Annotated in this window: 22 protein-coding genes; 12 read left to right on the top strand and 10 right to left on the bottom strand. The window is 67.8% G+C overall.

The annotated features are described in order from the left end of the window. Positions 1 to 14 precede the first annotated feature (14 nt). Positions 15 to 737, top strand: coding sequence for a tetratricopeptide repeat protein (locus ACQY4K_RS11945; protein WP_428390430.1), 723 nt, complete (start codon positions 15 to 17; stop codon positions 735 to 737). Between the two features lie 56 nt (positions 738 to 793). On the opposite strand, the gene ACQY4K_RS11940 is transcribed toward ACQY4K_RS11945, so the two are convergent. The 3 genes from ACQY4K_RS11940 to ACQY4K_RS11930 are packed head-to-tail and all read right to left on the bottom strand — an operon-like array spanning position 794 to position 3,272. After that, the gene (locus ACQY4K_RS11940; protein ID WP_428390429.1) at positions 794 to 2,071 is read right to left on the bottom strand and encodes a vWA domain-containing protein; all 1,278 of its coding nucleotides are present in this window, start codon (positions 2,069 to 2,071) and stop codon (positions 794 to 796) included. Beyond that, positions 2,068 to 2,709, bottom strand: a complete 642-nt coding sequence (locus tag ACQY4K_RS11935) for a TadE/TadG family type IV pilus assembly protein (protein WP_428390428.1) — start codon at positions 2,707 to 2,709, stop codon at positions 2,068 to 2,070. Before ACQY4K_RS11935 ends, ACQY4K_RS11940 begins: the two co-directional genes overlap by 4 nt. Further along, positions 2,703 to 3,272, bottom strand: coding sequence for a TadE/TadG family type IV pilus assembly protein (locus ACQY4K_RS11930; RefSeq protein ID WP_428390427.1), 570 nt, complete (start codon positions 3,270 to 3,272; stop codon positions 2,703 to 2,705). The genes ACQY4K_RS11935 and ACQY4K_RS11930 overlap by 7 nt, the downstream gene beginning before the upstream one ends. Before the next feature lie 134 nt (positions 3,273 to 3,406). On the opposite strand from ACQY4K_RS11930, the gene ACQY4K_RS11925 reads away from it, so the two are divergent. Genes ACQY4K_RS11925 through ACQY4K_RS11905 form a run of 5 tightly spaced genes read left to right on the top strand, consistent with a single transcriptional unit; the run spans position 3,407 to position 7,381 of the window. Next, positions 3,407 to 4,093, top strand: coding sequence for a 3-oxoacid CoA-transferase subunit A (locus ACQY4K_RS11925; protein WP_428390426.1), 687 nt, complete (start codon positions 3,407 to 3,409; stop codon positions 4,091 to 4,093). Next, positions 4,090 to 4,752, top strand: coding sequence for a 3-oxoacid CoA-transferase subunit B (locus ACQY4K_RS11920; RefSeq protein ID WP_428390425.1), 663 nt, complete (start codon positions 4,090 to 4,092; stop codon positions 4,750 to 4,752). Before ACQY4K_RS11925 ends, ACQY4K_RS11920 begins: the two co-directional genes overlap by 4 nt. Further along, positions 4,745 to 5,950 carry a 3-oxoadipyl-CoA thiolase gene (gene pcaF / locus ACQY4K_RS11915; RefSeq protein ID WP_428390424.1) on the top strand — a complete coding sequence of 402 codons (1,206 nt, stop codon included), beginning with the start codon at positions 4,745 to 4,747 and terminating at the stop codon, positions 5,948 to 5,950. The genes ACQY4K_RS11920 and pcaF overlap by 8 nt, the downstream gene beginning before the upstream one ends. Positions 5,951 to 5,984: 34 nt before the next feature. Continuing rightward, the gene (locus ACQY4K_RS11910; RefSeq protein ID WP_428390423.1) at positions 5,985 to 6,380 is read left to right on the top strand and encodes a DUF302 domain-containing protein; all 396 of its coding nucleotides are present in this window, start codon (positions 5,985 to 5,987) and stop codon (positions 6,378 to 6,380) included. Continuing rightward, positions 6,377 to 7,381: an SLAC1 anion channel family protein gene (locus ACQY4K_RS11905; protein WP_428390422.1), complete on the top strand. Its 1,005-nt coding sequence runs from the start codon at positions 6,377 to 6,379 to the stop codon at positions 7,379 to 7,381. Before ACQY4K_RS11910 ends, ACQY4K_RS11905 begins: the two co-directional genes overlap by 4 nt. Before the next feature lie 8 nt (positions 7,382 to 7,389). Here the strand turns inward: ACQY4K_RS11905 and ACQY4K_RS11900 are convergent, their stop codons facing one another. Next, on the bottom strand, positions 7,390 to 8,502 hold the full coding sequence (locus ACQY4K_RS11900; RefSeq protein WP_428390421.1) for an iron-containing alcohol dehydrogenase: 1,113 nt from the start codon (positions 8,500 to 8,502) through the stop codon (positions 7,390 to 7,392). Positions 8,503 to 8,574: 72 nt separating this feature from the next. Between ACQY4K_RS11900 and ACQY4K_RS11895 the strand changes: the two genes are divergently transcribed. Then, a complete protein-coding gene (locus ACQY4K_RS11895) occupies positions 8,575 to 10,056 on the top strand; it encodes a mannitol dehydrogenase family protein (RefSeq protein ID WP_428390420.1) in 1,482 nt (493 codons plus the stop codon). Here ACQY4K_RS11895 and ACQY4K_RS11890 read toward each other — a convergent pair whose 3' ends face one another. The 6 genes from ACQY4K_RS11890 to ACQY4K_RS11865 all read right to left on the bottom strand — a co-directional run bounded on the left by ACQY4K_RS11890 (position 10,057) and on the right by ACQY4K_RS11865 (position 19,058). Continuing rightward, complete coding sequence (locus ACQY4K_RS11890) at positions 10,057 to 12,018, bottom strand: OPT family oligopeptide transporter (protein ID WP_428390419.1); 1,962 nt, start codon at positions 12,016 to 12,018, stop codon at positions 10,057 to 10,059. Positions 12,019 to 12,064: 46 nt separating this feature from the next. Further along, positions 12,065 to 14,866: a Hint domain-containing protein gene (locus tag ACQY4K_RS11885; protein WP_428390418.1), complete on the bottom strand. Its 2,802-nt coding sequence runs from the start codon at positions 14,864 to 14,866 to the stop codon at positions 12,065 to 12,067. A 37-nt stretch (positions 14,867 to 14,903) separates the two neighbouring features. Next, the gene (locus tag ACQY4K_RS11880) at positions 14,904 to 16,148 is read right to left on the bottom strand and encodes an autotransporter strand-loop-strand O-heptosyltransferase (protein WP_428390417.1); all 1,245 of its coding nucleotides are present in this window, start codon (positions 16,146 to 16,148) and stop codon (positions 14,904 to 14,906) included. An 89-nt stretch (positions 16,149 to 16,237) separates the two neighbouring features. After that, positions 16,238 to 17,146: a GDP-mannose 4,6-dehydratase gene (locus tag ACQY4K_RS11875; RefSeq protein ID WP_428390416.1), complete on the bottom strand. Its 909-nt coding sequence runs from the start codon at positions 17,144 to 17,146 to the stop codon at positions 16,238 to 16,240. A gap of 13 nt (positions 17,147 to 17,159) precedes the next feature. Beyond that, a complete protein-coding gene (locus tag ACQY4K_RS11870; protein ID WP_428390415.1) occupies positions 17,160 to 18,152 on the bottom strand; it encodes a GDP-mannose 4,6-dehydratase in 993 nt (330 codons plus the stop codon). A 72-nt stretch (positions 18,153 to 18,224) separates the two neighbouring features. Beyond that, on the bottom strand, positions 18,225 to 19,058 hold the full coding sequence (locus ACQY4K_RS11865) for a general secretion pathway protein GspK (RefSeq protein ID WP_428390414.1): 834 nt from the start codon (positions 19,056 to 19,058) through the stop codon (positions 18,225 to 18,227). A gap of 606 nt (positions 19,059 to 19,664) precedes the next feature. Between ACQY4K_RS11865 and ACQY4K_RS11860 the strand changes: the two genes are divergently transcribed. The 5 genes from ACQY4K_RS11860 (at position 19,665) to ACQY4K_RS11840 (ending at position 23,238) form a co-directional block, all read left to right on the top strand. Further along, positions 19,665 to 20,045 carry a hypothetical protein gene (locus tag ACQY4K_RS11860; RefSeq protein ID WP_428390413.1) on the top strand — a complete coding sequence of 127 codons (381 nt, stop codon included), beginning with the start codon at positions 19,665 to 19,667 and terminating at the stop codon, positions 20,043 to 20,045. Positions 20,046 to 20,144: 99 nt separating this feature from the next. Beyond that, positions 20,145 to 20,996, top strand: a complete 852-nt coding sequence (locus ACQY4K_RS11855; protein ID WP_428390412.1) for a FixH family protein — start codon at positions 20,145 to 20,147, stop codon at positions 20,994 to 20,996. An 85-nt stretch (positions 20,997 to 21,081) separates the two neighbouring features. Beyond that, on the top strand, positions 21,082 to 21,480 hold the full coding sequence (locus tag ACQY4K_RS11850; protein WP_428390411.1) for a FixH family protein: 399 nt from the start codon (positions 21,082 to 21,084) through the stop codon (positions 21,478 to 21,480). A gap of 34 nt (positions 21,481 to 21,514) precedes the next feature. Continuing rightward, a complete protein-coding gene (locus ACQY4K_RS11845) occupies positions 21,515 to 21,958 on the top strand; it encodes a hypothetical protein (protein WP_428390410.1) in 444 nt (147 codons plus the stop codon). Beyond that, positions 21,955 to 23,238, top strand: coding sequence for a TolC family protein (locus ACQY4K_RS11840; RefSeq protein ID WP_428390409.1), 1,284 nt, complete (start codon positions 21,955 to 21,957; stop codon positions 23,236 to 23,238). Before ACQY4K_RS11845 ends, ACQY4K_RS11840 begins: the two co-directional genes overlap by 4 nt. Positions 23,239 to 23,246: the final 8 nt, after the last annotated feature.

Here is a 23,246-nt window from a genome sequence, read left to right as displayed (position 1 = left end):
GGAAGGGTCGCAAAATGCGCTCCGTGCTGTTCGCCCTGCTGTTGCTGCCCGCCGCCTGTGCGGCAAATCCCGACGGACTGAGCGCGCGCCCAGGATTGACGGTCGGCTCGGCGGCGCTGAAGAGCGGCATTCCCAGCGTGGCGCTCTCCATCGCCCGCCGGCAACTCGCGACCGACCCCCGCAACGTCAGCGCCTTGCTGATCGAGGGCAGCGCGTTGCAGGAGATGGGCGACACGCAGACGGCGCAGGCGAGCTTCCGACGCGCGCTCGCCATTTCGCCGACCTCCGAGACCGCGCAGTTCGCGCTGGGCCGCCTGCTGGTATCGGACGGCCACGCGGCGGAGGCGGAGAGCCTGTTCCGCAAGGTGCTGCAGACCACGCCTGGCGACCCGCGCGCCGCGACCGACCTCGGGATCGCGCTTGATCTGCAGGGCCGTCACGCGCAGGCGCAGAAATCCTACGAGATGGCCTTGGCGGCGGCACCCGAAATGCAGGCGGCACGGGTCAATCTGGGCCTGTCCTATGCGCTGGGTGGCGAGCCCGACCGCGCGGTGGCAATCCTGCGTCCGCTTGCGAGCGATCCGGGTGCGTCGAGCAAAATACGCCAGGACATGGCATTGGCGCTGGCCGTCTCGGGCGATCGTGATGACGCCGAGCAATTGCTGCGCCGGGATCTCTCGGCCAAGCAGGTGTCGGTTGCGATGGCCGGCTACATGCAGCTCGGCGACAGCAACTGAACCAACGGCTTGGCGAGATCGGTTGCCGGCTTGCTGAGGCCTTGGTCGCACGCCAGCTACTGCGTCAGGTGACCGGAGTTCCGGATCACGGTGGCAAGCATCTTTTGCAACTGCGTATCGATGTCCGATGCGCTATCCGCCTCGAAGACCAGCCCGGGCGAGCTTGCGCAGGTTTGCAGCCCTGGCTCGATCTGCGACTGGATCGGCGCCACAAACTGGTTGTAGAAGGCGTTGTCGGTGAGCGGCAAATAGGGCGTGTAGAGCACCAGGACGTTCACGCCGTTTGCCTTGATCGCGCTGCAATCACTGGCGTTGACGACACGGATCACCCGGTTGCCGCCGGTGTATTGGTCGATGAGCCCGTCGGTGACGACGAACAGGAACTTCTGCGACGTCGCCTGCGAGGAACCGTTGCCCGAGATACCGGTCAGGGAGGCCACGCTGTCCATTGCGTTGGCAAAATAGGTCTCCGGGCAGTTGGCGCTGCAATCGTTGATGTCCGGCGCGATCTGGGACAGCGCGCCGCTCGCAGCAGAGATCTGGGTGCTGAGCGGAAAGATCTGATTGAAGTTCTCGGCGAACGTGTAAAGCCCGAGCCGCATCGTGTTTTGCGTGTCCAGGCCTTCAATATTGGTGATCAGGTTGCCCACGGCGCTGCGCAGCACATCGAGACGCAACAGCACGCCGTTGCGCTGTGCGAGCGCGTAGTAGTCGATCGGCTGCCTGGTCGAGTGACAGGCGAAGGCGCATTTTTCGCCGGGAGTGACATTGGCCAGCGGCTTGGGCGGTTTATAGGTGCTGGTCAGTTGCTCCATCTGATTGATGGCGGCGGTCGTCGCGGCGATGGTCATCGACGATGAGACGTCCATCAGCACCTGGATGTCCCTATATGGGCTGATCGACAGGCTGGCCGAGGACTGGCCGTTGAGGGCGATAGTGTCGACGCCGAAGATCCTGCCGAAGGTGGTGGCGATGGCACCGCTATAGGTGATGCTGGATGCGAACAACGGGCCCGACTGGGTGACTGTCACCGCCACGTTGCCGATGGTGACGCCGGACTGGGCGCCGGCCTGGCCGGTGAAGCGCGCCTGTGCGGCGGCCTGGGCGGTGCCGATCGGGTCGGCGGCACCTGCGAGATAGGCGTTGGACGCCGCCGTGGTGGCGAGCAGGGCGGCGGAGTCGGCGGCTAGGTCGAGCTTTGCGCGCGCCATTGAGGCTTGGCCGAAGTCGATGGCGAGCCCGAGCAGCCCGATGATCGGCAGGATCAGCAGACCGACCAGGATGGCCACGTTGCCGCGCCGGTCATGACGCAATCTGGCGAGCAGGCGGCTCATGTCGGGCACAGCTCGGTGCGCGCCGGTCCGGGGCCGTTGAGGGCAACGCCATTATTGACCCGTGGGGAGATGAAAGCGGAGCGGCTCATCGTTATGTTGCCCAGGAAGATGCCGGAGAACAGCGGCGTAAAGACGGTGGAGACGTCGGCGACGAGCAGCGACGTCGGCCCGAACACGCTTGCCGGCAAGGTGGTCAGCGTGATGGCGCTGTCGTCGGGAACCGGGCCGAGACTGCCGCAAGGCCGCAGCGCGATCTGGCCGGTCGGGTTGGCGACGCTCCACTGCGTCGCCGCACTGAAGCCGCCGCCGCCGGCGGTGAAGTTCACCCCTGAAAGGGTGATCGCGAAGGGACCGGGCTGTGGCGCCAGCCATGCCGGGAACAGCGCGAATGGCGCGGTGGTGGCCTGCCAGGCCTGCTCGCCGGTGAGGGTGCCGAGGCTGCCTGCCTGCACCGCCATGGTCGAGGCGATCGTGGCCACATCCTGAGCCGCCACGGTCAGACGGCGGCCGGTGATGACCGCCATCGACAGGTCGGTCACGCCGGCCAGGCAGAGCAGCAGCAGCGGCAGCAACAGGGCGAACTCAAGTGCGGCGAGGCCGCGTTCGCAGCGCAGCAGGTCACGCAGGCAGGTCAGCATCCCGCACCCGCGGGGATTGGAGCACCCGTTGGGTTTTCGTTGGCGAACGCGGCGGCGGCGACGAGCGCGTTGCCGGTCGTGCCGCCGACGCTGACGGCGGTTCCGTAGGGCCAGATCTGACTCAGCAGAGGCGCCAGATAAATGGCGCGCGCGAACATCAGCTCTCCGGGTTGGCCCACGCAAAAGAGCTGCGACTGCGCCTGCGCAGCGGCGGACTGGGTGACCACCGCGTCAGTCTGGAAGTCGCTCACCGGCTGGACGGTGATGATGACGTCGCTGCAGGCGGCGAAGCCTGTAAAGATCGGGCAGAACACCTTGGCGGTGAAGTCGGCCGCGCTTTCGCCGGGCGGCAACTGGCCGAGCTGCACCTGACGCACCGCCTCCTGCAACGAGTAATCCAGCGCTTCCTGCAGGAAGAAGTCGTAGCTGACGCCGATCAGGCCGAGGATCAGGCCGAAGCAGGGCAAGGCGACGATGGCGAACTCGACCGCGGCCGCCGCACGGCGATCCCGGGCAAGGCATCGAGGTTTGCGATCGGATGTCGTGGAGGCAAGAGGCGTCATTGCAGCCCGCTGGGAAGGTCGGGAGCACTATCGCGACGTCTGGTTAAGCCGGCGTTAAGGAGGCGGAGCGGGGCTGGCCTTGGCCGCTGCTCTGCGCAATGATTGAACGCAGGCGGGAGCGGAGAGCGGGAGCGATGATCGATAAGAGGGTTGGCAGCTTAGCCGCGGCGCTTGCTGGCATTGCCGACGAGGCGACGGTGATGGTCGGCGGCTTCGGCTCGGTCGGACAGCCGGACGCGCTGATCGAGGCGCTGATCGAGCAGGGTGCCCGGGCACTGACCATCATCGCCAACAACACCGGCAGCGGGCGCACGGGGCTGGCCAGGCTGATGGAGGCCGGCCGGGTTCGGCGGATCATCTGCTCGTATCCGCGCTCGGCCGGCTCGGTGGTCTTCGAGGAGCTATTCCGCGCAGGAAGGATCGAGCTTGAGGTGGTGCCGCAGGGGACGCTCGCAGAGCGCATACGGGCCGCCGGCGCCGGGATCGGCGCCTTCTACACGCCGACCGGCTTCGGCACGCGCCTTTCGGAAGGCAAGGAGACCCGCGAGATCGGCGGCCGCCAGCATGTGCTGGAATATGCGCTGCACGCCGATGTCGCGCTGATCGAGGCGTGGCGCAGCGACCGCTGGGGCAACTGCGTCTATCGCGAGAGCGGTCGCAACTTTAACGCGGTGATGGCGGCGGCGGCGGCCTTGACCATCGTGCAGACCTGTCACCTGGCCGAGTTGGGCGATCTCGATCCGGAGGCGATCGCAACACCAGGGATTTTCGTCAACCGGGTCGTGCATGTGCCGGACGGGATCGCAGGAGCTGCGTCATGACCGAATTCACGCCGATGAGCCGCAAGCAGATGGCCGCCCGTCTCGCCCAGGACATTCCGGACGGATCGACCGTCAACCTCGGCATCGGCATTCCGACCCTGGTTGCCGACTACATCCCCGAGGGCCGCGAGGTGATGCTGCATTCCGAGAACGGCATTCTCGGCATGGGGCCGGCACCGGCGCCGGACGCGATCAATCCGTGGCTGATCAATGCCGGCAAGCAGCACGTCACCCTGCTCAAGGGCGGCAGCTTTTTTCATCAGGCCGACAGTTTCGCGATCATTCGCGGCGGCCATCTCGACCTATGCGTGCTCGGCGCCTTCGAGGTGGCGCAGAACGGCGACCTCGCCAACTGGGCGACCTTGGATGCGAACATGCCGCCCGCGGTAGGGGGTGCCATGGACCTTGCCCTCGGCGCCAAGCGGAGCTGGGTGATTACCGAACACACCACGCGCGAGGGCGCGCCCAAGCTGGTCGAGCACTGCGCCTATCCGCTCACCGCCCTGGGTGCGGTGCAGCGCATCTACACCAATCTCGCCGTCATCGACGTCACCGAACGCGGCTTCGTGCTGCGCGACAGGGTTCCTGGGCTTAGCCTGGAGGCGCTGCAGGCGCGCACCGGGGCGAAGCTGCACATCGAGGAGCACGCCGATGCCTGAGGCTTTCATCTGCGATTTCACCCGCACCCCGATCGGTCGCTACGCCGGCGCCCTGCGCGAGGTGCGCACCGACGACCTCGCGGCACACCCGCTGAGAACCCTGCGTGAGCGCAATACGGGGGTCGACTGGGACGCGGTCGATGACTGCTATTTCGGCTGCGCCAACCAGGCCGGAGAGGACAACCGCAACGTCGCCCGCATGGCGGTATTGCTGGCCGGTTACCCGATGAGCACTCCCGGCTCGACGATCAACCGGCTCTGCGGCTCAGGGCTCGATGCGGTCGGCACGGCCGCGCGCATGATCCGCACCGGAGAGGGCGAACTGGTGCTGGCAGGCGGCGTCGAGAGCATGAGCCGCGCGCCGTTCGTGATGGGCAAGGCTCATGAAGCCTTCTCACGGCAGGCCGAGCTCCAGGACACCACGATCGGCTGGCGCTTCGTCAATCCGGCTCTCAAGGCCGTCTATGGCAGCGAGAGCATGCCAGAGACGGGCGAAAACGTCGCCGCCCGGTATGGTATCTCGCGCGCCGATCAGGATGCGTTCGCCCTGAGCTCGCAGCAGCGCACGTTGGCGGCGCGGCAGTCGGGGTATTTCACGCGCGAGATCACACCGGTCACGATCCCCGGCCGCAAGGACGATCGCATGGTCGCCGAGGACGAGCATCCGCGTCCGGAGACCACGCTCGAAGGCCTCGCCCGGCTGAAGACGCCGTTCCGCAAGGAAGGGGGGACTGTCACCGCTGGCAATGCGTCCGGCGTGAACGATGGCGCCGCGGCGCTGATCCTGGCCAGCGAGGATGCCGCCCGCCGGCACGGGCTGACCCCGCGCGCCAGGGTCGTGGCGATGGCCACCGCCGGTGTCGAGCCGTCGGTGATGGGCATCGGCCCGGCGCCAGCGGTGGCCAAGCTGCTCGCGCGCACCGGGCTGGCACTCGGCGCGATCGACCATATCGAGCTGAACGAGGCCTTTGCCAGCCAGTCGCTCGCGGTGCTGCGCACGCTCGGGCTTGCCGACGACAGCGACCTGGTCAACCCGTTCGGCGGCGCGATCGCGCTCGGCCATCCGCTCGGCATGTCGGGTGCACGGCTGGCGCTGACCGCGGTGAACGCGCTCGAGACGCTCGGCGCCAAGCGGGCGATCGCCACCATGTGCATCGGCGTCGGACAGGGCATTGCCGCCTTGATCGAGCGGGTCTAACCCGAAGATCGGCGGCTCATCATGGGAGGCTGCTGTGAGCGAGGTGATTTCAGCTACGGTCGAGCATCCAAGCCCGGTCGCTTTCGATGCCACGCTTGATCGTCTCACCAAAGCGATCGAACGTGCCGGACTTACGATCTTCGCCCGGATCGATCATGCGGCCGGTGCGCGACATGCCAATCTGACGATGCCGCCCACGGTCGTGCTGATCTACGGCCATGCCAAAGGCGGCACACCGATCATGCTCGCGGCACCGCAAGCGGCGCTCGACCTGCCGTTGCGGGTGCTCGTCCGCGACGACGCCGACGGACGCGCCTTCATCGCATACCATCCGATCGCGCCGATGCTGCTGGCGGCCGGCGTTCCCGCAGCACTCGCGAACCGGCTGGACCCGGCGCAAAAGCTGCTGGTTGAGGCGCTGCAATCGTGAGCGGCATTCCGGCACCGGCGCCCGTCGCAACGACGCCAAATCAAACGCGATTCGACTACCTGCCGGCCGGCCTGTTCGGCTCCGTGATGGGTTTGACCGGGCTTTCCGTCGCGTGGCGTCTCGCGCACGCGCGGTATGGCGTACCGACGTGGCCGGCGGCCGGCCTCGGCGCAATCGCCGTGACGGCGTTCATCCTGCTGACGCTTGGCTATGCGGTGAAGTTCCGGACCGCGCCAGCCGCCGTGCGCGCCGAGTTCAACCATCCGATCGCCGGCAACCTGTTCGGCACAATCCTCATCAGCCTTCTGCTGCTGCCGATCGTCCTGAGGCCGGTCAATCTGCTGCTCGCGCAACTGGTCTGGGTTGTCGGCGCGGTCGGGATGGTGCTGTTCGCCTGGATGATCGTCAGCCGCTGGATGAGCGATCGGCAGCAAGTCGCGCATGCGACGCCGGCCTGGATCATCCCGCTGGTCGGGCTGTTGGACGTGCCCTTGGCCATCCCGTCGCTTGGCCTGCCGGCCATGCACGGCGTCATGGTCCTGGGCCTGGCTGTGGGTCTGTTCTTTGCCGTGCCGCTGTTCACGCTGATCTTCTCGCGACTGGTGTTCGAGCCGCCCATGCCGGATGCGCTGCAGCCGACGCTGCTGATCCTGGTGGCGCCGTTCGCGGTCGGCTTCTCCACCTATGTCGCGACGACTGGACGCGTCGACCTGTTCGCCGAATCCCTCTACGTGCTGACGCTGTTCATGCTTGCCGTGCTCCTGGGCCGGCTTCGCCATCTCCCCGCCTGCTGCCCGTTCCGGGTCTCGTGGTGGGCGGTCAGCTTCCCGCTTGCCGCCTCCGCGATCGCGGCTCAACGCTTTGCGGCGGCCGAACCTGGGACCGTCACCGACGCGATTGCGCTGGCGCTGTTGGCGTTTGCGACTGTCATCATCTGTGGGCTGCTCATTCGCACGCTCGTCGGGGTCGCACGCGGCGAACTCCGCACCCTCAGCAGTTGATCGGCCGCTCAGGCAGCGGCGCGCAGCAGATCGAGATAGTCGTCGCGGCTGGCCGTGCGCGGATTGGTGGCGTGGCAATGGTCGCGCAGGGCCTCGCCCGCGATATGCTGCATCATCGTCTCGGTCACGCCCAGCGCGCGCAGGCCGCCCGGCAGGCCGAGCTCGGCGCAGAGCGTTGCGATGACCTGATCCGGCGTGCCGCCCAGGATGTCGGCCAGCACCGCCCACTTGCCGCCGATCGCCGTTCGGTTGAATCGCAGCACGGCCGGCATAAGGATCGCATTCAGCGTGCCGTGATGCAAAGTGAGCCCCGGGATTGCGCCCATCGGATGGGTCAGCGCGTGCACCGCGCCGAGCCCCTTCTGGAATGCCAGGGCGCCTTGCAAGGCGCACATCATCATCTCCCAGCGCGCCGTGCGGTCGCTGCCGTCGCGCGTCGCGGCGCGGATTGCGGCGATGCCACGGCGCAGGCCGTCGAGGGCGATGGCGTCAGCCGGCGGGTTGATGGCGGGGGACATATAGGTCTCGAGGCAATGCGAGATCGCATCCATCCCGGTGGCGGCCGTAAGCAGCGGCGGCAGCCCAAGGGTCAGCTCCGGATCGCACAGCGCCACCGACGGCACCATGAACGGGCTGACGAGGCCGAGCTTGCGGCCTTCGGCGGTGACGATGACGGCGGCGCGCCCGACCTCCGAGCCGGTGCCCGCCGTGGTCGGCACCGCGACCATCGGGCAGATGCGGCCGTGAATGCGCGCGGCCCCGCCGGCAACGGCGGTGAATAGCGCGAGCGGCCCTTCGTGCCCGGAGAGCAGGCGGACCGCCTTGGCAAGATCGATCGAAGAGCCGCCGCCAAGTCCGACAAGGCCGTCGCAGCCGGTCTCGCGGTATAGCGCCCTGGCCTGTAGCACGGCGGCTTCGGTCGGGTTTGCGGGTGTTGCGTCGAACACCGGGGGTGCTGCGTCGAACAGGCCAGCGACCCGCTTGACGATGCCGGTGGCGGCGAGTCCGCGATCGGTGACGATCAGGGGGCGCGCCACTTTGAGTTCGTCGAGCAGGGCGGGAAGCCTTCGCACCGCGCCGTGCTCGAACTCGATCCGGGTCAGGTAGCTGATGCTGGACATCGTTGCATTCTGGCAGTTGATCGCGTTGCGTGCAGGGACCATCGTCCCGCGATCAAAGGGAGGAGACAACCCATGGACGCGATCGCGCTGAACCGCGGCACCCTGGCCACCATCAAACCGCCGGTGCACACGCCGGGTTTCGACGTGGCACAAGTCACACCGGGGATCGTGCATCTCGGCTTCGGCGGCTTCCACCGCGCGCACTTGGCCCGTTACACGCACAACCTGATGGAGCGCGACCCGTCAGCCCTCGCGTGGGGCATCGTCGGCGCCGGATTGCTGCCCGGGGACCTGCGCATGCGCGACAGCCTGCACCCGCAGGACAATCTCTACACCCTGGTCGAGCGCAGCGGCGCGGACAGCGTGGCCACGGTGATCGGTTCGGTCTGCGACGTGATCTTCGCGGGCGAGGACAGCACCGCCCTGCTCGCTTGCATCGACGATCCGCGCGTCCGCATCGTCAGCCTGACCGTCACCGAGAACGGCTACTGCCTGAACCGTGCCACCAACCGGCTCGATCCCGCGCATCCGCAGATCCGACACGACGTCGCCCACCCCGACACGCCGAAGAGCGCAATCGGCATCCTGGTGGCCGCCTGGCGACGCCGGCGGGACGCGGGACAGCCGGCCTTCACCGCGCTGAGCTGCGACAACATCCAGCATAACGGCCAGGTGCTGCGTGGTGCCGTGCACGATCTCGCCACCCTGCTCGATCCGTCGCTGGCGGCCTGGATCGCCGAACATGCGAGCTTTCCCAGCACCATGGTGGACCGGATCACGCCGGTGACGCTGCCCGAGGACATCGAAGAGCTGCGCACGCAGTTCGGCATCGTCGATCGCTGGCCGGTGTTCTGCGAGCCCTTCATCCAATGGGTGATCGAGGACCGGTTCGTGCAGGGCCGGCCGGCCTGGGAGCAGGTTGGCGCGCAGTTCGTGGACGATGTCGGCCCCTACGAGTTCATGAAGCTGCGCCTGCTCAACGCCAGCCACCTCGCCGTCGCCGGGCTCGGCCAGCTTTGCGGCTACCGATTGGTCGACGAGGCGATGGCCGATCCGCGCATCGCGGGCTTCATGGCCGCCCTGATGCAGCGCGAGACCGGACAGACGCTGCGGCCGGTGCCGGGGGTCGATCTCGATGCCTACAAGGCGAGCCTGATCGCGCGCTTCGCCAATCCGAAGATCAAGGACACGGTGCAGCGGGTGAACACCGACGCGCCGCTCGCCACCCTGGTCGATTCCGCGCGCGACCGGCTGGCCGCAGGTGCCTCGATCGACCTGCTGGCGCTGGCCATCGCCGCCTGGCTGCGACGCGTGCGCGGCGAGGACGAACATGGCGCCGCGATCGAGATACGCCACCCGATGGCGGACACCCTGCGCGAGAAGGCGGTCGCGGGAGGCGACGATCCGCGGCCGCTGCTGTCGATCGCGCCGTTGTTCGGTGACCTCGGCGAGGAGCCCCGCTTCGTGCAGCCGGTCGCGGACTTGCTCGCCGCACTCTATCGCGACGGCGCCCGCAAGACGCTGTCGGAGGCGGCGACCCACTTCGGCTTCTGATCATGCCCGCGATAGGATCGCGCGACAGAACAGCGCACACACCAGTACGAAGGCGGCAAATCCAAGCCAGGCGGCGGCAGTCGCGAATCCCGGTCCGACAATGCTGAGCACAGTCTCGCTGCCGGTGGCGCCGATCACCCCGGCCAGGGCCACGCCCATCAGGCTCTCGCCGACGATGAAGCCGGACGCGACCATCGTGCCACGACGGCGGGTTTGCTTGGGCGCGGCGGTGATGCGGTTGGTCAGCCAGGAGAGCAGTGCCCCGATCACCAGCGTGATGGTCACCGTCGGCGGCAGATACAGCCCGATCCCGACCGCCAGCACCGGCAGGCTGAGCCCGCGCCGTTTGAGCAGGGCCGAGACCACGATCAGCACCACGCCGAGGGCCAGCCCGATCTCGATCATCGTGGCATCGAGTGTGTGCTGGAAGATGCCGCGCGCGATCGTCGCCATCAGCGTCGCCTGCGGGGCGGCGAGCGCCTGCGCCGGGTCCATGCCCGTGCGTGGCAGGGCGCCGGCGAAGCCGTAGGCGTGATAGAGCAGGTTGAGGATCGGCGGGATCACCGCCGCCCCCACCGCGCAGCCGACCAGCAGGGCTATCTGCTGTGCCCGCGGGGTGGCGCCGACGAGCTGGCCGGTCTTGAGATCCTGGAGGTTGTCGTTGGAGATCGAGGCGGACGCGATCACCGCCGAGGTCACGAACAGCACAGCGGCGATCGCCAGACCGCTGCCCGGAGCCGCGAAGCCCGCCGGTGCCAGCCCGCTGGCGCGCAAACCCAGCACCAGCAGCGCGATCAGCACGGTGGCGACGATGGCGATGCCGGAGATCGGGCTGGCCGAGGAGCCGACGATGCCGGCCATATAGCCGCAGGCGGCGGCGACCAGGAAGCCGAACAGCACGCAGAACAGGGCCAGAGCGAGGGCCGAGACGATGACTGTGACGGCAGAGCCGCCCGGCGCCAGAAACACCGCAAAACTCGCGAACAGACAGAGCAGCAGGGCCACGCCAAGCCCGACAATAGCCGCCGGCGGCAGGTCGCGGTCGGTGCGTGGACGCCCGGCGGCACCGGTGTGGCTGGTCGCGAACGACGCGCGCAGACCCGCGGTGACCGGTCCGAGCAGCCCGACCAGGGTCCAGATCGCGGCCACGCCAATGGTGCCGGCCCCGATGAAGCGGACCTTTTGCGCCCACAGCGCGGTTGCGAACGCGGTATCGCCGAGGCCTACCGGATGCGGTGTGATCGCGGTCAGCAGCGGCACGGCGACACCCCAGGACAGCACCGCACCCAGCAGCATCGCCAAGCCGCCACCGATGCCGACCAGGTAGCCGGCGCCGACCAAAGCAAGCGAGAATCCGGTGGAGAGCCTGAAGATGGCGCCTCCGGCATTGAGCGTCAGCGCCGCATTATCGGCGAACAATTTCAGGCCGCCGACCAGGAGCGCGAACAGCGCGGAGACCGCGCTGCCGGCGATCAGCTCCACCAGGCCGCCGCGCGCGGCCCGCTCGTCGCCGGCACGCAGGATCTCCGCCGCGGCGACCCCTTCCGGATAGGGCAGGCTGCTGCCGGTCACCAGCGCGCGTCGAAGCGGGATGGTGAACAGCACCCCCAGCATGCCGCCGGCGGCACAGATCGACGCTGTCAGCAGATAGGGGAAGCCATGCCAGGTGCCGATCATCACCAGGCCGGGAATGACAAAGATCACCGAAGAGAGCGTGCCGGCGGCGGAGGCCTGCGTCTGCACCATGTTGTTCTCGAGGATCGAGGCGCCACTACTGCCGCGCGCAAGCATGCGCAGGCTCGCCATCGAGATCACCGCCGCCGGGATCGAGGAGGCGAAGGTCAGCCCGACCTTCAAGCCGAGATAGACGTTCGAGGCGGTGAAGACGACGGTAATCAGCGCCCCGAGCAGCAGCCCACGGAAGGTCAGCTCGCGCAGTCCGGCTGCGGGTTCTTCGTCCATACCGCTTTGCGTGCCGCGTGCGCGCGGACCGCGTCAAGTGCCCACGTCAGGCGCTGCGGCGATCCTCCCGGGCGGCAAGGTCGAACACCGCGTAGGGGCCGGCGCCGAGCACCTGGATGTCGAGGCAGCCGGACTTGCCTTCGAGCCGGTCAAGCGGCAGAGCGAGTACTGCGTCGCCGTCCGTCCACCGACAGTTCGCACCTTGCTCCATGCGGTGCCAACCGGGGGTCGCGGCCGCGTCGAGATGCGCGGTCAAAGCGACCCTGCGTCGGCCGACACCCAGGCCGATGCGGCCGACCAGCACGCCGAGCCGCCGGCGGTCGTCGACGAACGGGCCAATGGTGTCTGAAGGGCGCGAGGCGCGCGAGCGCAGGCGCAGTGACCCCAAGCCTGCGGGCAGGACGAAGCCATATACCGCGCCGTCGAACAGCACCGGGCGGATCTCCAGGCCGGTGTCGGTGACCAGCCGCAGGTCCGGCTCGTCCAGCAGTGTCGGGCACGGATGGGTGGCGACGACGCCGCGTTGCACCGCGCGCTGCTCCAGGCGCTGCCAGACCGGCTCGACAAAGGCGCGATCGACCGCGAGCGGGGCCGCGGCCGTCGCCCAGGCGGCGGCACCGGCATCCAGCGAGAGGTCGAGGCGCAGGGCGGTCGGCTGCGCATTGCCGAACAGGCTCCGGTTGCCGGTATCGAGATAGCTCTCCGTCGGCAGGCCATCGGCGATCAGCACCGAATGCTCGGCCAGTTCGACATGGTAGATCGTATAGGCGTTGATGCCGTGGTCGATGACGATGCTGCGCCCGTTCACCAGCATGCGCACCGGCACCAGCCTGTCGTCGACGAGCACGCAATGTTCGGGGGTCACCAGCAGGTCGCGCATCGGAACGCCATCGGCAAAGGCGCTCTCGCGGATCCGCACCGGGTGGCGATCGCCTTCCGGTAGTTCCGAGGAGGTCAGCGTGCGCCGGCCGATCCAGGTGACCGGCTTGGCGCGCAGGCTGCCGTCCGGCGCGCGGGTGCTGACCAGGTCGCCGACGTGCAGCGCCTCCACCGCCACCTCGTCGCCATTCGCCAGGATGCGGGTGCCTTCGAGGAAGCAGGGCACGATGTCGATGCCCACCCCGGTGGCATGGTCGGCGGCAACAGTGAAGTGTTCGCCCTTGATGACACCTGCCACGTCCAGGGTCAGGCTGGCGCCGCCGGAGGTCACCAGCAGGGTGTTGGCGGCAGTCGCCGTCACCTTGGCGCCGGTGCCGAAATCCTGCAGATTGATGATGTTGCCGGTCGGCTTCGGCGTTGCCCCGCCGGACAGGAAGCCGCTGATTGTGCCGCCGAACGTGCCCCTGGGATCGTCGATCGACAGCACGCCGCCGGAGCCTGCGAAATCCACCGCGCCGTGCGCGACGCCGCCGGACTGCACCAGCAGGGTGCCGCCGGACAGGGTCACGCCGCTCTCGGCGCCGCCGCTGCTGACCACGGCACTCCCATACACCACGCCGCCATGGATCAGGCCGCCGGCGGAGGCGGTCTCAAGGGCGCCGGCGCGGATCGTGACGCCGCTTGCGGTGCCGCCCGAGGAGACGATCAGGTTGCCGCCGCTCGCAATGGTTTGCGCCTCGATCTCTCCGCCCGAGGTAGCGAGCGCGTTGCCGGCAACCGTGCCGCCGCTGATCAGGCCCTCGGTGCCGGTGGCGAGTTCGTTGCCGCCGGCGGAGATGGCAATGCCGACGCCGAGGCCGCCAGCGGAGGCGGTGAAGCTGCCGCCGCTGAGCACGCTCTCGCCGGTGACGGTGCCGCCGCTGCTGGCCACGTCGGCGCCGGCGGCCTGCGTGGTGCCGCCGATCTCCAGACCGCCGGACGAGGTCACGGTGAGGCCGCCGCGCCCCGTGGTCTCGGCGTCCAGCAAGCCCGCGTTCTCGACGCCGGACAGGTCGACACCGCCGCTTTCGACGCCGCCGGCCTGGATGAACTCGTAGGCATAGGTGCCGGTGACGGTGGTGTGCGACGCGATCGCGCCCGACTGCACGGTGAGCACGGTGCCGGCGCCACCCAGGCCGGAGACCGTGGCGTCGCGGAACACGCCGCCCGAGCGGACGATACCGGTTCCGTCGGCGACGATGGTCGTCGCCTCGACGACGCCACCGGACGCGGCGATAACGCTGCCGCCGACCACACCGCCGCTGATCAGGCCGCCGCTGGCGGCGGTTTCGGTGCCACCGACATCGACGATGTCGTCAAAGCCGGAGCCGCCGGCCGACGCGGTGAAGCTGCCGCTGTTGAGGATCGTCTGCGAGACGATGGCGCCGCCGGAGATGGCGATGCCGACGCCAGCCAGCGAGGTGAGGCTGATCAGCGCGCCGCTGCCGATGGCGATCTCGGTGCCGCCAGACTGCACCACGATGGCGCTGCCGACACCGCCGGCGGACGCGGTGAAGATGCCGCCGCCGGCGACCGTCTCATCGATCACCCTGCCGCCGCTGCTCGCGACATCCTGGCCGTTGACCGCGACGGTGCCGCGGCTCTCGGTGCCGCCGCCCAGGGTGACGGTCAGGCCGCCATAGCCGGTGGTCTCGTCGAGCAGCACGCCCGCATTGCGTACTTGGCCCAGGTCGGTGCCGCCGCTCTCGAAGCCGCCGGCCGCGATGACTTCGCTGGCGCTGGTCCCGCTGACCACGGTCCGCAAGGCGGAGCCGCCAGATGAGACGACCAATTCGGCCGGCTTGCTGCCACTGGCGGTGGCACTGACCAGCGTGCCCACGACCTTGCCGCCGGACAACACCGTATCGGTATTGCCGGCAAGCACGGCAAGTCCGCTGCTGGTCTGGCCGCCGCTGACGACAATCGACATCTTCCGTTAGGTCCTTTGGTTCAGGCCTGTTGGGGGGTCAGGCCAAGGTCAGGCCGACGCGGCGCATCGCCGTCTCGACCTGGGCCGCGGTGATCGAGCGTGTGCACTCAAAGGCGCGCGCGGTCCCGGCATGGCGCGGGCACCAGAGATAGTCGGCATGATCGAACCGGTGCCGCGGGTCGTTCCAGCACGAGTTGCAGACATGCCAGTTGATCACCCGCCCGGGGGTGGCGAACTCGTTGCTGGGATGGGTGAAGCCGGAGATCATCACCACCGGGCAGCCGGCGGCCCAGGCCAGCCACGCAAGCCCGCTGGACACCCCGATGAAGGCATCCGCGTGGGCCAGCCAGCGCGCGCGTTCCTCGAGCGGGCGCTCGCCGGTCTCGTCCTCGACGCCGTGCGGCAAATGCGTCCAGGCGAGACCCGCGCCGTGCGCGCGGTCGCGGTCGATGCAGACCACCCGGTAGCCGCTGGCCTTCAGCGTCTCAACGATCCTGGTCCAGCCATGCGGGTTGTTCCACTTCTTGGCGTGGGTGGACGCCTGCACCGCGAGGCAGACATAAGGCTCGGCGATCGGCCGGCTGTTGTCGCGCAACGACAGGGTCGGCGGCTCCTCCTGTGGATCGACGCCGAGGATATAGGCGGCGGTCCGGTGCAGCCCGACCTGACGGAAATCGGTGGGCTGGTTCTCGCAGGCGGCATCGTCGAAGAACAGGCCGATATTGTAGGTCGCATAGAACTGCCCGGTCTCGACCGCCTCGTGCGCGAGGAAGCTGATTTGCGGGTACGAAGCGGCAAACAGCGGGATCATGCGTTCCGCCATCGCAACCGTCAGGTGGCAGTCGTGTGCCTGCTGGAACTGCACGGCGTAGGGCAGCCAGCCGACGGTGTCGCCGATGGTGCCGACCGGAAAATTAATCAGAACCGCGCGGCCGCGCGCGTCATAGTCGTGCGCGAACAGGCTGTTGCCGTCGCCGTCCCACACCTCGAGCCGGAAGCGCACGAAGAATCGCTTGCTGCTGTGGATGGTAACGCCGCCGCGGCTGGTCTCGAACAACGTGTTGGCGGTTTCGGCGTCGCTGAGACGGGCGCGGAAATCTCCCTCCGGCAGCACCAGTCGGGCGCCGAAATTGAAGTCGTAACGAATACCGTGCGGCCCCGACTGAGTCGGCAGCGAGGCCGGCGCCGGATAGTTCGGCTTTGCCGGCGGCGCGGCCGCGGGCGGCGGCGGTCGGCTGGCGGACGCCGGCGGTGGAGGGCTGAGGGTCGCGACACTCGTCATGGCGCTAGCTAACGCGGACCGTTCTTATGTAGCAACAACTTTCGTCGTGCGATTTTGGGCGCGATTTTGGGCGCGATCGCCAACTGCGATCAGACCCGGCGCTGCCAGTCCTCGAGCACTTCGGCCAGGGTCCGCGGCCAGGCGATGCGGGGGCTCCAGCCGAGCAGGTCGAGGGCGCGGGCGGCGTTGCCGGAGGCGTGCGGGATGTCGGACGGCCGCATGCGCGCCGGATCCGGCTCGATGGCGATCGCCACACCGGCCAGGGCGATCAGCGCGTCCAGCACGTCGCCGATCCGGCGCGCGACACCGGAGGCGAGATTGAGGATCGTGCCGTTGGGTAGCGCCTGCGCGCGATCGACGGCGAGCGCATAGGCGCGGGCCACGTCGCGCACGTCGAGATAGTCGCGCTCAGGATCGAGATTGCCGGCGCGCAGCACCGGCGGCTGCAGCCCGGCCTTGATCCGCGCCACTTGGCGGGCGAAGGCGGACACCGCGAAGTCATCGCTCTGTCCGGGACCCGAATGGTTGAATGGGCGCAGGCGGATCACCCTCAGACCAGCCATAGCCCCCAGCGCCAGGTCGGCGGCCGCCTTGGTCGCGCCATAGACGTTGATCGGCGCCAGTGGGGCTGTCTCGTCGAGCGGCATACCCACGGCGAACGAGCGGCCATAGGCGTCGGCCGAGGACACATGCACCAGGGTAGCGTCAGGAGTGTGCCGGCTCAGGGCCGAGGCGAGTGCCAGCGTGCCGTGCAGATTGACCTGCCAGGCGCGAGCCGGATCGCCGCTGGCAACCCCGATCGCGGCAATCGCCGCCAGGTGCAAACACGCATCCGGCCGGGCTTCGCGCACCCGTACCGCCACGGCATCGGCGTCGGTGAGGTCGCAGCCCAGCGGCAGCAACGTCGCCCCAGGCAGGATTTCCGCGAACGCCGGACCCAGGTGGCGGCCGGCGAAGCCGCCCAATCCGGTCACCAGGACGCGGGCCGGGGCGGTCATGGGCGCGTGCTACTCAGGTCCGCAGGGCAAGGTGGCGGGCGCGGTGACGCGCGAGGTCGGCATCGACCATCTCGCCGATCATGTCTTCGAGCGAGGTGGTCGCCTGCCAGCCCAGCACGCGCTTTGCCTTGCCGGGGTCGCCGAGCAGCACATCCACCTCGGCCGGACGCATCAACGACGCACTCGAGGTGACGTGCGCCGCATAATCCAGTCCGGCATGCGCAAACGCAATCCGGCAGAGCTCGCGGATCGAGGTGGTGCGGCCGGTGGCGATGACGTAGTCGTCCGCCACCTCCTGTTGCAGCATCAGCCACATGGCGCGCACATAGTCGCGCGCGTGGCCCCAGTCGCGGGTGGCGTCGAGATTGCCGAGCGCCAGGCTGTCGGCCAAACCCAGCTTGATACGGGCGACGCCGTCGGTGACCTTGCGGGTGACGAACTCGATGCCGCGCAGCGGGCTCTCATGGTTGAACAGGATCCCCGAGGAGGCGTGCAGGCCGAAGCTTTCGCGGTAGTTCACCGTCATCCAGTGCGCATACAGCTTGGCAGCGGCGTAAGGCGAGCGCGGATAAAAGGGGGTTTTTTCGTTCTGCACCGGCTGCTGGATCAGCCCGAACATCTCCGACGAGGAGGCCTGATACAGGCGCGCCTGCGGGTGGGCGAGACGCACCGCCTCGAACAGATTGACCGCGCCAAGCCCGGTGACCGACCCGGTCAGCAGCGGCTGCTGCCAGCTCGCGGCGACGAAGGACTGCGCGGCCAGGTTGTAGACCTCGTCGGGGCCGACGTCCTGAATGATACGAATCAGGCTCGACACATCGAGCAGATCGCCGTCCGCCAGCTCGACCCTGTCGAGCACGCCAAGCCAGCGCAGACGCTCGTCGACCCGGTCAGCGGACGCCGAACGCCGGGCGAGCCCGACCACGCGATAGCCTTTGTCGAGAAGCAGGGCGGCGAGGTAGGCACCGTCCTGGCCGGTGATACCGGTGATCAGGGCTGTGGGCATGACGGTTTTTGGCGCGTCCTCTGGGGCGGGAATGATCCTCAGCGCGTATAGCATACCCGGGCCGCACGCAAATCAGGGCGTCCAGCTGAGGATTTTGTACGGCGCCAGGCTGCCTCCGTCACCGCTTCCTCCAGTGCCGGGCGCTGCCTCGTTCGGCGTGATCATGCGCAGGATCGCCTGGCGGCTGGCGCGCGCGCCGTCCGGGCCGGTCGCCACGACGCCGATCCGCACCAGGCTCTCCTCGACTGGCGCGTTTGATTGCGGGGGCGGCGCACCAATCACCTGGGTCAGTGCGCGCAGCACGAACGGGTCGGCGGCGTCCGGATCCGGGTCGGATGTCGCATAGAGAGACAGATGCGGCGTCAGGCAGCCCAGCAGCGCCGGCGTCATGCCGAGCACCAAAGAGAGTTCGTCGAGGCTCTCGAACGGCTGGCCGGGCGGCGCGTAGGCGCGGTGCGCCCGGACGTAGGCGTCGGCGCCATAACTCGTCTGCGCGCTAGGGAAACGCCAGGCGACGATCGCCGAGGCCACGGCGATGGATTGCGGCGTGTCGGGGCCGCATTGGTGCACCGTCGCGGCCAGCAGGTCGAGCGAGGCGATCGACGGGTTGACCCGTCCGGCCTCGTTGGTGACCTGCGCGCCTATCCGCGCGCCATCCTCGCTGAGCCCGTGCGCCACGCCATCGGCGGCCCAATGCGCGACCCCCGCCGCGGCGACATGAAAGCCCGCTTCCTGCACGGCGCCGTCGGCTGCCGCCTGCAAGGCCGCGTGCATGCGCATGTTGCCGGCGAGGCGCAGCGCCTGTCGTCCGGAGCCAGCGAGCTGGCTGATCAGCAGCGACAGCAGCGACAGCGTCCACAGCACGATCAGCAGCGCGAAGCCGCGGTCACGCGTCTTGTCTGCCACCCTCTTGCCAGCCGCCCGAGCGACGTGACCCACTACGGCCCGTCGCTGTGCCTTTGGGCCACGCCCAGAGAAGCCCTGAATGTCGGTACGAACGCGAAGGTGGGGGACGAACCGCCCCGGCTCCCGTCCGGTCATGCGGGAGTGCCTCTGCAACCTGCATTGTGGGAGCGCCTACTCATCCCACGGCTTGACGATCGCCACGCCGACGTCTTCAAAATCGGTTCCATTGCGCGTGACTACGCTCGCTTCGCGTGCGCGCGCAATCGCGGCCGGCATGAGATCGGTGGTCCCGCTCGGCCGCTCGGCATGATGGCAAGGCCGAAGAGGATTTCTGCCTGGCACACTGCGGTCGTGAACAGCGAATGCAGTAGGCTAACATGCAAATGAACGGTGTTGCTGGGGCGACTGTAGAAGACCAAGCCGGCGTAGCCCAAAGAAAGGTATCGGCCAGGACCATTTGGATTGTGGCCGGCGTCGCAGCCTGCGACAACAGCGACCGTCTGGAGTGCCCCATCGTGCGCGACCTTGAAGGTTTGCCAAGGGTAGCCACACGCCACCTCTTGCCGCTTGTAAACTTGGCCGTCTCCGCTTAGGTCACGAGCTATAATGCCTTTCCTCGCCACCATTCGCAGTCTGGTTATCGCGCTCGTCGTTCTCGGCCTCTCCGCGAGTTCGATGGCGTATGCCAAGCCGGCGTCGATGGGCCCGATGATCGTGGGACCTGAGCAAGGGCAGGCGGCCGCCATGCCATGCGGCATGACCATGTCGGCAGCGGACACGGCGCATGGCAAGCCCATGATGCCGTGCAAGACTATCAACTCCGACTGCACTAAGCAGTTGGTCTGCACAACGGACGTAGCCGTTCCCGCACGGTTCGCCCTTGCCGTGCACATGGACCAGTTCGACAGCGTCGAGTACTGGTCTCCCGGTTCAAGTCTGGCCAGCGTCTCCCTTACACCCGAGCCCCTTCCGCCCCGAACAGTCTGAGGCCAACCGACGCACACCCGAGGTGCGTCCACTCCTCATCTGACTGTTCACTGCCAGCCTCGCGCAAAGCGCTGCGGCGGCCGCCAAGAGGCTACTTCAATGACGTATCTTCGCAAGCTTGCGGGCGCGATTGCGCTCGTGGGCGCCATTGCCGCGATGGCGGCTCAGGCGCAAGCGACCAGTTCCGGAAGTTCGCACAACCCTGACCATCAGTGGTCAACCGTTGGAAACAGCCCGAACACCCGAAGTACGATCAAGTTAGGAATCGTTCGCACGGGCGATAACGCACTGATTGAGGCAGATGGGGTCCTGTACGCCACTGCGGACATGGCGTCGGACGGTATGCCCAATATGACCGCTCGGATTCGTCGCCTTCCCGAGGCGGACTCCACGATCCACCGCGTGGCCCTTGATCCGATCATGGCAGGGCGTTCGGCGCTCAATCTACAAGCCGAACCTTTTGGGGTCAGCGAGCCAGTCCAGGCCACTCTGATTGTAACATTACCTGATGGTCCGGTCGCGGGAGCAGAACCTGCAAAGGGCCACGTTGCCGGCCAACAGGCGCTGAGTGACGCGAACAATCACCGCGCTGGGCTTGGGATTCCACCGGATCTTCGTTTCGAACTGATCGGGCAGCCCCGGCAGAACGGCGGGATCGGCAAGATGCATCAGGCGGACAGCGAAAGCCTGGTGTTCGTCCGCCTCGTCCGGAGCGCGGACGGTTCGCCTGTGACGAATGCCACAGTTGATCTGCTGCGGGTCGATATGGCCCCGGACGGAATGGGCGAGATGACAGCCCGCTCCTACATCAGGCCGTTTGGCGATCCGGGGACTTACAGGGCGGAAGTCCACCCGCTCATGGCTGGCCAATGGGGCCTCACGCTCGCTGCGCAGGCAGGCAATCAGACGGTATTGGCCCCTCAGGTTCTCACAGTCGCTCTGGCGAAATGATGGTTGCGACTGCGGTCTGCCGATCGGCGACCGCCGCGCCTGTTCTTGTGTCTTCTCCTGCATCGTTAAACCAAAGGAATGAGCGATGAGCTTCATCACGCCTGTAATCGCAATAAGTGGTCTCTGGGCAGCGACTCTCGCCAGCAACCCGGCGGCTTATGCGGCTGCCCGAGACTACCGTTTTGAGCTGGTCGGCAAACCGACCGTGTCGGCCGGCAGGAACATTGTTCAGGTGCGTCTCGTGCATGTCCCGGACGGCAAGCCCGTGCCAGATGCCGTAATCTTCGAGAGCAAGGCCGACATGGGCCCGAGCGGCATGGCGACTATGCCGGCTCCGGTAAAGCCAATGCCCGCAAAAGGTGGCGTCTACAGCTTTGAGGTGGCGCCCGGAATGACCGGCACCTGGGCGTTGCACCTGTCGGCGAAAGTACAGGGTGAGCCAGAGACCGTTACCGGAACCGTCAACGCCGATCTGGTGAAGTGACGTGGGCGCCCGCCGGATGTCGGGCGCGAGTGGGATGCTGGCGGGCAGCCTGGTTGCTTGCACGCCGGCCCTCGCTCAGAGCGACGGCACTCTGCCGATGACGCCACAGCCGGACGCGGTTTTGCGCGAGACGGACTGTCCCGCTCCGACCAGAGCGGTGTTTTCGCTCGAAACCCACATCCTTTTCGCGGCGTCGGGCGACACAGCGCTGACGCTGTTCACAGGGGAATTGATCCCCGTGCTGTCGCGGCTGACTGTGCCGGATCTGCAACATGTTCAGGCACGCGCCGATGAGGACCACGGACGGATCGACCAAGTGATACGAACCGCCATTGACAACGTGTGGCCATCGTTTCCGGTCATGATGGGCGCTGCCGCGAAAGATGTTGACACACCGGCCGAAATTGCAGGCCTCACCCAGGCTTGTCAGTCGCTCGGCAGCACCGCTCCCGGCCTTGATATCGGAATCAAGCTGTGATCCGTCTTGTCAGGGAATGCCGCTACCGGCCGGCTTATCTGCCCTTTTGTGCCTGCCTGGTATTTGCCCTTGGAGCGGCCATCCAGGCTCCTGCCCGTGCCCAACCGACCGACGCATCGTTGGGCACGACCGTTGACGGATTGCTGGCCGCGGGACGCCGTCTAAGCCCTGCTTTGCGAGCGTCGGCACTCGACACCGAGGCCGCTTCTGCCAAGGCCAGCGGCGCCGATGCGCTCGATGATCCGACGATTGCCGATAGCTACACCTACTACAAGGATCCAGGCGTCTTCAGCGCGCATACGGTCATGCTGACCCAAGCTTTCCCGCTCTGGGGCAAGCGCAGCCTGCGCCGTCAGGCAGCGCTTGCAGATGTCGATGCCAGCCGTGGCCGGGAACGCGCCGCGCAGGACGAACTCGACGAGAAGATCAAGGTCGCCTACGCGCAGTACTATCTGGCTGCTCGCGACATCGCCGTGAACCAGGAGATTGCCGGCCTGGCGCGCCGCATGCGGTCGGCTGCCTCCGTGCGCTACGGCCAGGGCGGCGGCGACCAAGTGGCCGTCATTCAGGCGCTCGGGGAAGAGACGACGGCCAAGGTCGAGGCGGCCAGACTGGAGGGCGCGAAGAGTGCCGCCCGGGCGCTTCTAAACACTCTGGTTGGGCGATCGGCGGATGCACCGCTTGCCGAGCCGTTGCGCCTCAAGCCCGTTCCCACCAACGATCCAGCTCTCACGTTGCTGGTCGATCGCGCGAGGGCGGTCAATCCGACGCTCGTCGCGAGCAATGCAGCCATCGAAGCGGCCCGCACGCGCAGTACGCTGGCGGACAAGGCCTGGTATCCGGACGTGACCGTCGGTGCAGGGCCGTTGATCCAGACCAACAACCGGCCGGTCGGCTTCTCGGCAACGGTCGGGCTCAACATCCCGCTGCCGTGGGGGCGCGAGGGTGCCGGGCAGCAGGAAGCGGCGGCCCAGCTTGGCGCGGCTCAGCAACGGTTTGACGCCGCCCGTCTGGAGATCGAAGGGGCCCTGGGCGAAGCGGTCGCCAAGCTCCGGGCAGCCCGCACGGCGGAGGCCCTGTTGCGGCAGGAGGCCCTACCTCAGGCCCGTGGGGCATTCCGGACAGTCCTGGCCAATTACGGACAAGGCAAAGGTGACCTGACGGCCGCCATCAGCGCCGAGCACCAGACGCACGATGTCGAGCTTCGGCTGCTGCAGACCCAGCTTGACGAGCAGGTCGAGCTCGCCGCGATCGAACGCCTGATCGGAGGAGACCTGTGATGCGCTCC

This window comes from Lichenicoccus sp., assembly GCF_965276875.1.
Taxonomy (GTDB): domain Bacteria; phylum Pseudomonadota; class Alphaproteobacteria; order Acetobacterales; family Acetobacteraceae; genus Lichenicoccus.
The sequence above is the reverse complement of the archived record's forward strand: the minus strand, read 5'-3'. Positions and strand labels throughout refer to the sequence as shown.